Genomic DNA, 12,153 nt, shown 5'->3' with positions numbered 1-12,153 from the left:
GGCCAACACCGTGTAGCGGTCCTTCTTGCCCTTGCCCTGCTCGACGCGGATGACGCCGCGCTCGGCATCGAGATCGGCGGGGCGTAGCGCCACCACCTCACTCACCCGTAGCCCGCCGCCGTAGGTGGCCATCAGCAACACCCGCTCGCGCAGCGTGCGCGTCGCCCCGACGATGCGCTCGACTTCCTCCCGACTGAGCTACTACTTCCGGAAATCGTCGCGGCGCGCGAGGATTTCGTGTTTTCCTGGCCGTGCTGGCGCTCGGTGGAACGCGATCTCCGAGCGCGTTCGGGCGCGCGCAGCGCGCCGATCCCGTCCGCCGCCCCTGAGCGCGCCCGGAGTCGCGCTCCACCTTGCGTGCCGCAGTTGGGTTGCGGGCGCCAGCCCGCGCTAGGAATCTGCGGCAGCTTCTGCGCCTGGCGCATCGGCGGCACCGTCAGCGACGGCTGTGGCCGGCGCACCGTGACCTCGTAGAAGAACTTCAGCGCACAGCGGATCTGGTTGCACGTGCTGCCGGAGAGCTGGCGCTCCTGGCGCAGATGCAGCAGATAGCGCTGCACCTGCGCGTCGCTGAATTGATCCGGGGACTGCATGAAGTACTTCGCCAGCCCCTTCACCCCGGCGACATTGGCCTCGACCGTGCGCTCCGACACGTCCGCCGGAAGCCTCTGGAGTGCGGGGAAGTGGCGCACGTCCATGTCCCGCACCATCCGATCGCGTAGCTCGCCCATGCTGACCTCCTTGGGCGACGCTGACCGGGCCGGCCACCATCGCCGCGTGTGATGGAGATCAGTCTGTCCCCTCAGGCAGTGCGGGTCACGAAGAAAAGCAGCGTAATGAAATCAGCAGGCAGATACGAAAGTAGACACCACCGCGCAGCGGTTTAGTTCAACGTCGGTTGGCGGGTAGACCGATACCCCTCCGCTGATGACGAACTGCGGGGCGGTAGCTCACCAATGATCTTGCGGGCCTGCTGCAGACGTTCGGCGGCAGGAGGGTGAGCCTTGATGAACTCAACGACTGGGCGGATGTCCTCGCGGCGTGCCAATACCTCAAGGAAGCGGACCGCCGCCGTGGGGTCATATCCGGCATGCACGGCGTACTCGATGCCGTGGCGATCAGCGAGGAGTTCCTGTTCTTGGAGCGACAAACTGCTCTCGCTCCGCCAGTTGGCCAAGCTGGCCAGCAGAAGGCGTAGCTGCAGTTGCGAAAAATCTTCTGGGGGGGCTATGACGCCTGGTGCGATTCCACCCTTGCGCATCGCTTCCCGCTCCTTGCGCGTGCCGCTCTGCCGCTCCGCGATGTGACCAAGCTCGTGGCCAAAAACGAATGCCAGTTCGTTGTCGTCGCAGAAGTTGAGCATAGCCCGGGTGACAACAACCAACCCTGGCACGGCAAAGGCGTTGACCTCAGATATGTCGATGACCTGAATCTCCAGTGCAAATGGCAGCGCCTCCGGCGTGATTGCGAGCGATTCCTGCTCGCCAGCTCGCCAGCGCGTCACCGGGATCGTGCCGCCGCCCTGAACCTCTTCCGGCCGGTAATCGTCGATTCCAGACAAGCGGCGATCAGCCAGGGCGGTCAGCAGATCGCCGCGTTTCAGGAGCCTCGCACTCGGGCCATCGGGATCTACGTACGCGACAATCACGCCGCGAGATTCCTCCGGCAGGCCGAACACCTTCGCACTCGCCGGCGTGGCATCCACCACCATGAAACCGAGATCGCGCGCCGGCAGGCCTTGCGGTGCCACCGCCCGCAGTAGCCGTCGGCCGATCCGGAGCAAGCGCGACGCGTCGTCAAGATAAAGGCGCAGGTCATTCGAGGCCCGCTGCCAGTGGTTCTCAGGATTGATGGCGGTGCGTTCGACGTAGTTGAGTTCACGCGTTCCAACCAGATCGGCTGGCAGCAGATCGCCCAACGCAAACACGTACACCGTCGACGTCTGCACGTACATTAACTCCAACTGCAGTCCATGATTGGTGATGCGGACCCCGTCCGGGATGCCATGGTCAGTGACGAATTTGCGCACCGCCGCTTGGGCGACGAGCGCGTCGCGTAGTACCTGCGACCCGGGAGCAGTCGACTTCACTTTCTCGAGGGCGCTCACCGATAGCTCTGCGGTGGGGAAGTCCGGCCGCATCACCGCCTGGGGTTGGGCCCAAAGCCGCGGCGACGCCCCTCGCAAGCGGCCCATCGCGGCATCGGCGGCACAGCTAGATATGAAGGCCATGAGCAGCAGATACACCGCTATTTCACTGTGAGACGGGGAAAGCCGGGCTTGTTTCGCAGACGTCACTTGTATCATCACGCCTGCTTGGTGCCGACCCTGAACGGTTGGATCCGGCCGCTCACGCTTCCAGTTGCTCCGTCGCGCCGAACGTCTTGCGCCTGAGCTGCCGGCGTAGTCACGATCGCGACTGGCAACGACGCTCAAGCCGGACAGCTCGAGGCGCTTGTTATGCACGACCGCGCAATCGCCGTCGCCAGTAGCCCGGCCGCCGACGCTGATGCGCAGCTGCAACGACAAACAGGGCTGCATCATCGATTCGGAACAGGAGGTTGAACGGGAATCCGGCGAGCGCGCACTTCCGGATGGGCTCGTCGAGGAAGGGAAACGCGCGCGGCGAGCGCACGATCCGCGCTTCCGCCTCTTGTGCGGCTCTCAGAAATCGCCATCCAAGGCCCTTGCTCCGCCGCTCGTAGAACCGGGCTGACTCAAGCACCTCATCGTCGGCCTCTGGATGGTAGATAACCTCCATCAGCTCAAGGCCGACAGCGCAGACCGAGCGCGAGCGTATACCTGAGCCGACGTTCGTCCCTTCACTCGCCCGCTGCGAAGCTCCTCAGATCGCCGCTTAGCTTCCGCGGCCCAAGCAGCCTCAACATCCTCCTCGGTCTCACCGTCCAGGCTGTCGAGCAGCACACGGGCGAGTCGCGCCCGCCGTGCCACTGACAAGCGAAGGACCTTCTGCTCAAGATCTGACTTCCGCGCCTCCATGGGAACCTCCGATGTGTTCCTAGCACGGCTGCCCTGGTGTTGCATAACGTAAAAGGGTTTTTCCGTCATCCGGCGCGACGCGGCGTTGCGCGAGATGGTGTGATGGTTGCCGCCGGATGGCGGAAAGGCCTGCCTGCGCCGCGGCTTCGGCAGGCAGGCCCCGTTCAACTGAACCTCTGATCACCGACGGTGCTCCCCACGTGTTATGGGGATTGTAGGGCGATTAGGATTAGGGGCTCCACAGCACGCGCGTAGGGTGCTCGAAGGCGGGGGGGTGTGCGACAAATCCGTGGGTAACGTGCAGCCGACCGGGCAAATCCTCACCAGTCTGACAGTACTGTGTACTGTCAGGCCGAGGGCCATGGCCGAAAGGGACGCAATCTGTCATTCCCGCGAAAGCGGGAATCCACGGCACCGGCTCGCTACCACCCGCCAGCGCTACACGATCTCGTCATAGAGGTCTCGCCAGTCCGGGTTCTGAGCTTCGATCAGCTCGATCCTCCAGCGCGGCGCCGCTTCTTCAGCTGCTTATCCCGCACGATTGCCGTCGACGATCTCGGCAACGGAGTGATGGGGACCCGCATGAGGTCTTCGTACGTCGCGCGGCGGCGGCCCGGCTCCATGCGCCGGTGTATAGCCCGCGAGCGTCCGTGCCGGGAATGCGCGGGCTGTGACCGATTCGCGGCCGCGGCGCTGCTTGCGAGCGTTCCACGGAGCGAGCCGGCGTCCCGAAGGACACGCCGGCCGCGTTCGGCTGGGGTAGTGAAGGCGGTTGACTGTGGATAGCTCGTTGTGTAATACAACGATCATGAGGCGAGCAACGGACATTCGCGATGCCTACGTTCTGATGCGTGACGTCGCGCGGGTTGCCAGGCTCTTCCAGCAGGAGAACGTCTACTGCGGCGGCGTTACCTTCCTCCAGTTCACCATCCTGGATCACGTCAACGAAGGCAGCAACGGCCTCGAACTGGCTGAGCTTCACGACTTGCTGGCAGTCGAGAAGAGTACGACCACGAGGTTGATAGAGCCACTGATAGAGAAGGGCTTTCTCCTCAAGGTGCCCTCGGCCAGGGATGCGCGGGCGATCCGCCTCGGGCTGACCGCCGCCGGCAAGAAGGCGCACAAGGAGTATTGGGAGTGTATGGCCGGCAACCTCGGCCGCGCGATCGCCCAAATTCCCGCGGCGCAGTATGAGCAGGTCAAGGAAGCCCTGCGCCTGTTCGTGCGGGCGGTCGGCCGGCTGAGCGGAGACCGGGCCTGCTGCTGAGTTTGTTTTGATTCGATAGTTGTATAATACAAGAGGACAAATGCGCCCCCACCGACTCGCTGCCCTCGGTTCCCTGCCCGTCGTCGTGCTCGCGGGCATCGTCGCCTACCGGACGGCGAGCCTGCCGGACCCGGTCGCTGCGCCCGCGCCGGTGCGGATCGCCGTCGATGCCGACGCACTCAGCCGCGGGTTGGCCGAAGCGGTCCGCTTTCGCACCGTCTCGGTGCCCGTTGACGGCCGCGACGCCGAGGCCGAATGGCAGGGCTTCCATGCCTGGCTCGCGGGTCGCTTTCCACGAGTCCACACGCAACTGGCCCGGGAGATCGTGGGCGGCCGGAGCTTGCTGTTCACTTGGCGTGGGGCGGACCCGGCGCTGGCGCCGGTGGCGCTGTTGGCGCACCAGGACGTCGTGCCGGCCGAGGAAGGGCCGAGTTCCGGGTGGGCGCACCCGCCGTTCGCCGGCGCCATCGTTGACGGCGTTCTTTGGGGTCGTGGCACGATCGACGACAAGGCCGGGGTGGTCGGCATCCTCGAAGCGTGCGAGCAGCTGCTCGGCCAGGGGTTTGCGCCGCGGCGTACGGTGCTGCGGGCATTCGGTCACGACGAAGAGGCGAGCGGTCACGCCGGCGCCGGAGCCATCGCCGAGACCCTCGCCTCACGCGGTGTGACGCTCGACTTCGTCCTCGATGAAGGCGGCTATGTTACCGAGGGAGCCGTACCCGGAGTCGCGCGGCCGGTGGCGGTCGTGGGTATGGCCGAGAAGGGCGCCGCTTACGTGGAGCTATCGGCCCGCAACCCTGGCCCAGCGCACTCCTCATCGCCCGCCCGCGACAACCCGGTCGCCCGGCTCGCCCGCGCGCTGGTGCAGATCGACGAACACCCATGGCCAACGCGGCTGGTTCCGGCGGCGCGCGGCTTCTTCGATGCCATTGCCACGGAGACCAGCGGCCTGTCGCGGGTGGCTCTGGCAAACCTGTGGTTGTTCGAGCCCGTAGTGCGCTGGCGCTTGACCGGCACCGCCGCGACGAACGCGATGATCCGAACCACCGCCGTCGGCACGCGCCTGCAAGGCGGCGTCAAGGACAGCGCCATCCCCGACGTGGCCCGCGCCGTCGTCAGCATCCGTATCCTTCCCGGCGAAAGCGTGGCGGCCGCTTTGGAGCGGCTGCTCACCGTCGTCAACGACAGCCGCATCGACATCAAGGTGCTGCGCGCGCGCGAGCCCTCGCCGACCTCTCCCGCGAATTCCGCAGCCTTCGCGCTGGTGCGGCACACCATCCGCGAAGTCTTTCCCGATGCCGTTGTCGCGCCAGTCCTGGCAACCGGCGGTACCGATGCGCGCTTCTACACCGGCCTCACGCCCAACGTCTTCCGTTTCGCGCCGGTTCGTGGAACGGTCGAACAATTGGGCCGCGCGCATGGCGTGGACGAGCACATTGCGGTTACCGTCTACGCCGACGCCGTCCGCTTCTATTTGCAGCTCATCCAGAACGCCGCCGCAGGGCGTGCGGCCGAGTGATGCCCGACCGCAACCATGCGCAACGCCAGACAACGGAGCGGCCCGCGATGATAACGCGACGTGATCTCTTAAAACGCGGCGTCGTTACCACGGCCGCGGCCCTGTCCTGGCCGGCCATGTCGGCGGCCGAGACCGGTGCGGCCTGGCTCGGCGGCGTCACTCCCGCCTCCGGACGAGATTCGGTCATCACCACCTGCAACATGTGCACGCTCGGGTGCTCGGTCGTGGCCACGCGCGCCGGCGAGCGCATCGTGCACTTGCGGGGCAATCCCGACAGCCCGGTCAATCGCGGCCGGCTGTGCGCTAAGGGGCACGCCGGGCTCTACAAAGCCGTCCACCCCGAGCGTCTCGGGTATCCCTTGATCCGAGCCGGCGCGCGCGGTGAGGGGCGCTGGCGGCGTGTGTCCTGGGAGCAAGCGCTGCGCACGGTCGCAACGGCGCTGCAAGGGATTCGCGCTGACTTCGGTCCGCAGAGCATCGCGCTCTGGCAGAACCTCAACATGGACCGCCCGGACGTCTTCAAGCGCTTCGTCTACGCGCTCGGCTCGCCGAACTTCATCGGCCATATCTCGACCTGTGACGCCAGCCGCCTCATCGGCGGCGCCATGACCTACGGCGTGGCGCGCGCGAGTTACGACTACGCCAACGCCGAATGCATCGTCGCCGCCGGCATCAACCCGCTCGGCGCGAAAGATCTGGTGCTGGCCGCGCGCGAAATCATGGAAGCGAAGGCGAAGGGCGCCGTGCTCATCACTGTCGACCCGCGTCTCTCGGAGACCGCGGCGCGCTCGGATCTCTGGCTGCCGATCCGGCCGGGGAGCGACGGCGTGCTCCTGGCCGGTTGGGCGAACTGGCTGATCGAGCACGACCGCTTCGATCACGACTTCGTCCGCCGGCACACCTTCGGCTTCGAGATGATCCGCCGCTATCTCAAGCAGTTCACGGTCGATCAGGTGTGCGAAACCACCGGCATTGATCGCCAACGCTTCCTGCGCGCGGTGCGGCACACGGCAGATCACCGCAGCGTCGTCGCCTGCGGACGCGGCGTGATCACCCACGCAGACGCCACCGATGCCGCGCGCATGGCGGAAATCCTCAACGCCTTGCTCGGCGCCTTCGACCGCGAAGGCGGCGTGCAGCTCTTCCCCTTCCCGCCGATTGCGCTGAACGCGGTGCTGCCGGAAGTCAAAGACCCCGGCGGCAGGCGGATCGATGGTGCGAACGCGGACCGTATCCCGCTGCCGATCGGGCGCAATCCGGAGTTTCCCGCGGCCTTCTTCGGCGTGTCACACGAAGTGCCGCGCCGCATTCGAACCGAACTGCCTTACCCGCTGAAAGCCGTGATCTTCAACGCCGTCAACCCGGTGTACTCGCTGCCGCAAGGCGAGGAGTTGGTCGCCGCCTTCGAGCGGCTGAAGCTGATCGTCTCGCTCGACGCCTTCATGTCGGAGACCACGGGCTACGCCGACGTGGTGCTGCCGGCCTCGACGTATCTCGAAGGGCTCGACCTCTGGTTTCCGCCAACCGTGAAGCTGAGCCTGCGCCAGCCGGTGATCCGCCCGCAGATGGAGTCGCTTCCGAGTCAGGAGATCATCATCGCGCTCGCCCACACGATGGGCATGACCGCCGAGTTCCCCTTCCGGAGCTACGAGGACTTCTTACTGGCGCAGCTGCAAGGAAGCGGCATCGACTACCGCGAGCTGCGCGAGAAGGGCTTCATCGCGTGTTCTGACGAAGAACTGCGGCCCGGGCGGCGCCGGCAAGATGGTTTCAGCACTCCGTCGGGCAAGATCGAGCTGGTCTCGGGGGTCCTTACCGCCGCGGGATTCGCACCCGAACCGGTTTTGGCCCAGTGGAAGAAGAGCGACGCTGACCAGGCCTTTCCGTACCACCTCGTCACCTACAAGCTGCCTTTTCACACGCAGTCGGCGACTGCGGAGAACCCGTACCTGGCCGGCATTCAGCGCGACAATCCCGTCCTCATCAATCCCGACACTGCGGCAGCGCTCGGTGTGACGACCGGAGGCAGGGTTGTGATCGAGTCGGCACGCGGCGCGATCACGGCGCGGGTGCGGGTGTCGCCGGGCATCCGCCCGGATACGCTGGCGCTCAGCCATCACTTCGGGCACCGCGCCTACTCGCGTGCTGCCGCCGGGCGCGGGGTGAACGGCAACGTCGTGATCGCCGACGGCACCGACCCGATCGGCGGCAACCTCGCTTTCAACGACACCCGCGTGCGGGTGCGGCCAGCATGATCCCAATGGACAAGCCCCTGCTGGTGAGCCCGGCTTCGAGACGGCCGCGGCGCGGCCTCCTCAGCCTGAGCGGGGTCTATTGCTCGGACCTCTACCAATGAAGGCCGCCGTTTGGTTGCCAGTTCGCGCCGCGCTCGCGGCGCTCTTGGAGTGCGGGAGCTTGCTCCCGCTTTGGCGTCGTGCGGGGCGCGGCTGCGTGGCCGGAAAGCGGCGGCAAGCCGCCGCACTCCACAGAGCGGCGCGCGGCGGCGTCTTGTTGTTGCTCGAGATCGCGATGCGCGCGTTCCGCATTCCGCTGTTTCCCGCTTTCGCGCCGCTGTTCTCCGTTAACGCGCCGCCGGCGCTGCGGTTCACGGTGTACGCGCCGTTGCTGCTCGCCATCGAGATGTACTTCCTCGGCAGCGCCGCCTGGGAGTTCGTCGCGGCGGTGCTTGCCGGCCTCTTTGTTTACCGGCGCCTGCACTCACGCTTGGCCTTCGCCCTCGCTTCGGCGGTGCTGTGGTCCCTCATCGGCTGGGCGACGAACCATTTCCCGATCGGCGCACTTGGGTTGGAGACGCTGCTCACCTCACTCCTGGTGCGCGCCGCCGGCAGCGAACAGCTCGCCGGCTTCATGTCACGGCTGGTGTTCATCGCGCTCCTGCTCGCCTCCGTCGGGCTCGTGGCTCTTTCGCAACGCGGCCTGCGCCGGCTGGCCCCGGCGGCCTTCGCGGCCGCAGTGCTGCTTGGATGCGCTCCGGCCGACAAGGAGTACTTCCAGCCGGAAGCATCCGGCGACCACGATGCGGTGCAGGTCGCTTTCGCCACGCCCGGTGCCTTTGAGCATCCAGTGCTGGCGGAAGCCGCCCGCACGAACGAGGTCTGCCTCGGTTGTCACGGCGCTAAGATCGGCGCGACCGACCTTCCACGCGCACAGAAGGGGGTGCACGAGTTCCACCACCAGCACCCGAACTTCAATCAGCCGTGCACGTTCTGCCACCAGCGCGCCGGCCGGCCCGGCTTTCCCGGCGAATATCCGCGGCAGGGCGCCCGCTCCGCGTACAACCAGCAGTGCGCCTCTTGTCACACCGGCGACAGCGGGCCGTACTGGGCGAGGGCATTTTGATGAACCAGGTGGCGTTCCTGCTCGACCTCGATCGCTGCATCGGCTGCCACGCCTGCCGCGTTGCCTGTCAGGTGCACAACGACACCACGCCGGAAGTGAATTGGCGCCAGGTGATGTCGCGCGAGGCCGGTCGCTTCCCCGAGGTGGTGCAGTACAATCTCTCCCTCGCCTGCAACCACTGCGAGCGCCCGGCGTGCATGGCGGTGTGCCCGACCGACGTCATCGTCAAACGCGAGCGCGACGGCATCGTCTTTATCGACGCCAATCGCTGCAACGGCTGCGAGCGCTGCCTCGGCGCGTGTCCGTACGGTGCGCCGCAACGCGTACCCGGCCAGGATCGGGTCTCGAAGTGCGATTTCTGCTGGGCGCGCCAAGACGCGGGGTTGGTTCCGGTGTGCGTGGAAACCTGCGTTGGCGGTGCGCTGCAATTCGGCCGGCTCGATCAGGTCGAGCAACTGGCGGCCGGCCGCCAGTTGCACCGACGTAGCGACGGCTTTTTCGATCCCGACTGGACGCGGCCCGCGATACGCTTCATCAAGGCCGGCGTGGAGTAGAGCAATGCGCAAGCTTGGCAAGGCCGCGCTGTTCGCGGTTGCAGCGCTGGCAGCAGTCGCCGCGGTTGGTTTCTACGTAGTCCGCTCGCTGCGGCAACCGCCGGAGAGCCGCATCTTCCTCAACGGCACCGTGCTGACGATGGACGCGCACGACAGCATCGCGCAAGCCGTCGCCCTCGCACGCGATCGCATCGTCGCGGTCGGGACGAATGAAGAGGTGCAGCGACTTGTCGCCAAGGGCAGCATCGTCGTCGACCTGCACGGGCAGACGATGCTGCCCGGTTTCATCGACGCCCATGGTCACTTCCCCGGCTCCGGACTGGCAGCGATCGCCGTTGACCTCAACAGCCCGCCGATCGGCGCCATCAAGGACATCCCGGCAGCCATCGCCGCATTGCAGGCAAAAGCCCGTGCCACGCGCCGCGGCCGGTGGGTTGTGGGCTACGGCTACGACGACATGGCGCTGGCCGAGGGGCGGCACTTCACCCGTGCCGATCTCGATCGAGTGTCGGTGGATCACCCGGTGTATGCATGGCACATCAGCGGGCACACCGCGGTGGTCAACAGCGTTGCGCTCAAGCTGCTCGGCATCACGGCGACAACGCCCGACCCGCCTGGCGGCGTCATTCACAAGGACCCGGCGACGCACGAGCCGACGGGGCGGCTGGAGGAGACCGCTCACCACGCTGCTATGAAGCAGACGTTGGCATTGTCTTTCCTCGAGGGCGTGAAGGCGGCGCGCTACGCCACGGCCGAGTACGCCGCGGCCGGTGTGACTACGGCCCAAGTCGGCCTGGCTGACGAGAAGATGTTCACCGCGGTGTCGCGCCTATCCACGCTCGGCCTAATCTCGCAGCGGCTGATCGTGTGGCCGGATGCGGCGTTGGGCGAGCGCATCGTCGCCGGCGCGCTCGACCCGGGCGACTTCAACAGCGACGGGTTCCACGTCGGCGCGGTCAAGCTGGTCGCCGACGGCTCCATCTACATCTACACCGCCTATCTCAGTGAGCCCTACACCACGCCCTACCGCGGCGATGCCGGCTACCGGGCTTATCCGACTCACTCGCGGGACGAACTCACGAAGCTGGTGAGCAAGTTCCACACGGCCGGGCTGCAGGTTGCCATTCATGGCAACGGTGATGCGGCGATCGACGACATCATCGTGGCGATCGCGGCGGCGCAACAGGCATCGCCGCGGCCGGACGCACGCCACCTCATCGTTCACGCGCAAACCGCGCGCCTCGATCAGCTCGACGCCATGAAGGCGCTCGGCATCAGCCCCACCTATCACAACCCGCACGTCTTCTATTTCGCCGACCGCCACTGGGACGTGTTTCTCGGCCCCGGACGCACCGCCCGCATCAGCCCGCTCAAGTCCACGCTCGACCGCGGCGTGCGCTTCAGCATTCACACCGACACGCCGGTGCTGCCGATCAGTCCGCTGATGGCGGTGTGGTGCGCGGTGCAGCGCCGATCCGCCGCCGGCCGGCTGATCGGACCGGCTGAACGCATTGCGCCGATGGCCGCGCTGCGCGCCGTCACCATCGATGCCGCCTGGCAAGTGTTTCAGGAAGACAACCGCGGCTCGATCGAGAAAGGGAAGTACGCGGACCTGGTGATCCTCTCCGACAACCCAGTTGCCCATCCCGACGCGATCCGCGAGATGAAGGTACTGGAAACGATCACCGGCGGACGAACGATTTACGCGATGAGATAAGCGCCATCAGGGCGGCACCAGGCAAGGTGCCTCCATCCAATCCCTCGCCCCCATCTCTTCGGCAAACAAAACCAACGGAGGTCAACGATGAGCTCACGCCGGGCGCTCGCCCGTATCCTTGCCGCGGCCATGTCGATCGCGGCGGGCTGCACGCACATCGCCACCGATCGGGCGTGGTGGAGTCGGGAGGGGCGGACCCGGCCGGCGCAGTACCCCGGCTTTGTGCGCTCGTCGTTCTACCTCCCCATGCGCGACGGGGTGCGGCTGGCGGTCGACCACTTCAGCGCCGTGACCGACGCTCCGCTTCTGGCGTTCTTCCGTTCGCGCCTCGCGCATGACACTCCCGGTGATAGGCCAAGACGCCAAGCCCGGAGCAAGCCATCAGTAGCACCGCAAGTGAGTTAGCCGGCCGAGGGCGCCGCGCCCGCTGCCAACCAGGAGCCGTCTGATCTGCGGACCCAGCCGCTTCCAAGATTGCCGTAACCACGGTGCCCACGGCCTATTAAGTAGCTGCGAGCGCTGGGCAACGGGTGTGCCCGGTGGGGCTATGATGCGGGTGTGCGACAAATCTTTGGGTAACGTGCAGCCGACCGGGCGAATCCTCACCAGTCTGACAGTACTGTGTACTGTCAGGCCGAGGCCCATGGCCGAAAGGGACGCAATTTGTCATCTTCCAGGCGCGGCGCCACTTCTTCAGCTGCTTCTCCCGCACGATTGCGGTCTCTGCGCAGCCGTGCG

The 12,153-nt window shown here is 66.4% G+C and carries 12 protein-coding genes; 7 read left to right on the top strand and 5 right to left on the bottom strand.

Translation table 11 applies throughout. The features are described 5' to 3' along the window. The 5 genes from HY699_23755 to HY699_23735 all read right to left on the bottom strand — a co-directional run. Nucleotides 1-174 (bottom strand): tyrosine-type recombinase/integrase (locus tag HY699_23755; protein MBI4518821.1); only part of this gene is annotated, 174 nt, incomplete at its 3' end. Beyond that, nucleotides 132-731, bottom strand: coding sequence for a phage integrase N-terminal SAM-like domain-containing protein (locus tag HY699_23750; protein ID MBI4518820.1), 600 nt, complete (start codon nucleotides 729-731; stop codon nucleotides 132-134). The genes HY699_23755 and HY699_23750, both read right to left, overlap by 43 nt. Nucleotides 732-883: 152 nt before the next feature. Beyond that, on the bottom strand, nucleotides 884-2,245 hold the full coding sequence (locus tag HY699_23745) for a M48 family metalloprotease (GenBank protein ID MBI4518819.1): 1,362 nt from the start codon (nucleotides 2,243-2,245) through the stop codon (nucleotides 884-886). Between the two features lie 211 nt (nucleotides 2,246-2,456). After that, nucleotides 2,457-2,759 (bottom strand): hypothetical protein, encoded by a 303-nt coding sequence (locus HY699_23740; GenBank protein ID MBI4518818.1) that lies wholly within the window; start codon nucleotides 2,757-2,759, stop codon nucleotides 2,457-2,459. Beyond that, the gene (locus HY699_23735) at nucleotides 2,759-2,998 is read right to left on the bottom strand and encodes an addiction module protein (GenBank protein ID MBI4518817.1); all 240 of its coding nucleotides are present in this window, start codon (nucleotides 2,996-2,998) and stop codon (nucleotides 2,759-2,761) included. The genes HY699_23740 and HY699_23735 overlap by 1 nt, the downstream gene beginning before the upstream one ends. An 808-nt stretch (nucleotides 2,999-3,806) precedes the next feature. Between HY699_23735 and HY699_23730 the strand changes: the two genes are divergently transcribed. The 7 genes from HY699_23730 to HY699_23700 all read left to right on the top strand — a co-directional run bounded on the left by HY699_23730 (nucleotide 3,807) and on the right by HY699_23700 (nucleotide 11,820). Then, the gene (locus HY699_23730) at nucleotides 3,807-4,265 is read left to right on the top strand and encodes a MarR family transcriptional regulator (protein MBI4518816.1); all 459 of its coding nucleotides are present in this window, start codon (nucleotides 3,807-3,809) and stop codon (nucleotides 4,263-4,265) included. A 40-nt stretch (nucleotides 4,266-4,305) separates the two neighbouring features. After that, on the top strand, nucleotides 4,306-5,784 hold the full coding sequence (locus HY699_23725; protein MBI4518815.1) for a M20/M25/M40 family metallo-hydrolase: 1,479 nt from the start codon (nucleotides 4,306-4,308) through the stop codon (nucleotides 5,782-5,784). Between the two features lie 47 nt (nucleotides 5,785-5,831). Next, nucleotides 5,832-8,039 carry a molybdopterin-dependent oxidoreductase gene (locus HY699_23720; protein MBI4518814.1) on the top strand — a complete coding sequence of 736 codons (2,208 nt, stop codon included), beginning with the start codon at nucleotides 5,832-5,834 and terminating at the stop codon, nucleotides 8,037-8,039. 196 nt (nucleotides 8,040-8,235) lie between these two features. Next, nucleotides 8,236-9,144 carry a hypothetical protein gene (locus HY699_23715; GenBank protein ID MBI4518813.1) on the top strand — a complete coding sequence of 303 codons (909 nt, stop codon included), beginning with the start codon at nucleotides 8,236-8,238 and terminating at the stop codon, nucleotides 9,142-9,144. After that, nucleotides 9,144-9,698 carry a 4Fe-4S dicluster domain-containing protein gene (locus HY699_23710; GenBank protein ID MBI4518812.1) on the top strand — a complete coding sequence of 185 codons (555 nt, stop codon included), beginning with the start codon at nucleotides 9,144-9,146 and terminating at the stop codon, nucleotides 9,696-9,698. The genes HY699_23715 and HY699_23710 overlap by 1 nt, the downstream gene beginning before the upstream one ends. 4 nt (nucleotides 9,699-9,702) lie before the next feature. Further along, nucleotides 9,703-11,415 (top strand): amidohydrolase, encoded by a 1,713-nt coding sequence (locus tag HY699_23705; protein MBI4518811.1) that lies wholly within the window; start codon nucleotides 9,703-9,705, stop codon nucleotides 11,413-11,415. Nucleotides 11,416-11,502: 87 nt separating this feature from the next. Continuing rightward, nucleotides 11,503-11,820: a hypothetical protein gene (locus tag HY699_23700; protein MBI4518810.1), complete on the top strand. Its 318-nt coding sequence runs from the start codon at nucleotides 11,503-11,505 to the stop codon at nucleotides 11,818-11,820. The last annotated feature ends 333 nt before the right edge of the window (nucleotides 11,821-12,153 follow it).

Source organism: Deltaproteobacteria bacterium, assembly GCA_016210005.1.
In the GTDB taxonomy this organism is placed as follows: domain Bacteria; phylum Desulfobacterota; class Binatia; order HRBIN30; family JACQVA1; genus JACQVA1.
This window is presented reverse-complemented; position numbering and strand designations above follow the sequence as displayed.

Excerpts from the sequence above, each read along its gene's own strand:
- HY699_23750 (MBI4518820.1), bottom strand. The coding sequence starts at position 731 with ATGGGCGAGCTACGCGATCGGATGGTGCGGGACATGGACGTGCGCCAC.
- HY699_23740 (MBI4518818.1), bottom strand. The coding sequence starts at position 2,759 with ATGGAGGTTATCTACCATCCAGAGGCCGACGATGAGGTGCTTGAGTCA.
- HY699_23735 (MBI4518817.1), bottom strand. The coding sequence starts at position 2,998 with ATGGAGGCGCGGAAGTCAGATCTTGAGCAGAAGGTCCTTCGCTTGTCA.
- HY699_23730 (MBI4518816.1), top strand. The coding sequence starts at position 3,807 with ATGAGGCGAGCAACGGACATTCGCGATGCCTACGTTCTGATGCGTGAC.
- HY699_23725 (MBI4518815.1), top strand. The coding sequence starts at position 4,306 with ATGCGCCCCCACCGACTCGCTGCCCTCGGTTCCCTGCCCGTCGTCGTG.
- HY699_23720 (MBI4518814.1), top strand. The coding sequence starts at position 5,832 with ATGATAACGCGACGTGATCTCTTAAAACGCGGCGTCGTTACCACGGCC.
- HY699_23710 (MBI4518812.1), top strand. The coding sequence starts at position 9,144 with ATGAACCAGGTGGCGTTCCTGCTCGACCTCGATCGCTGCATCGGCTGC.
- HY699_23705 (MBI4518811.1), top strand. The coding sequence starts at position 9,703 with ATGCGCAAGCTTGGCAAGGCCGCGCTGTTCGCGGTTGCAGCGCTGGCA.
- HY699_23700 (MBI4518810.1), top strand. The coding sequence starts at position 11,503 with ATGAGCTCACGCCGGGCGCTCGCCCGTATCCTTGCCGCGGCCATGTCG.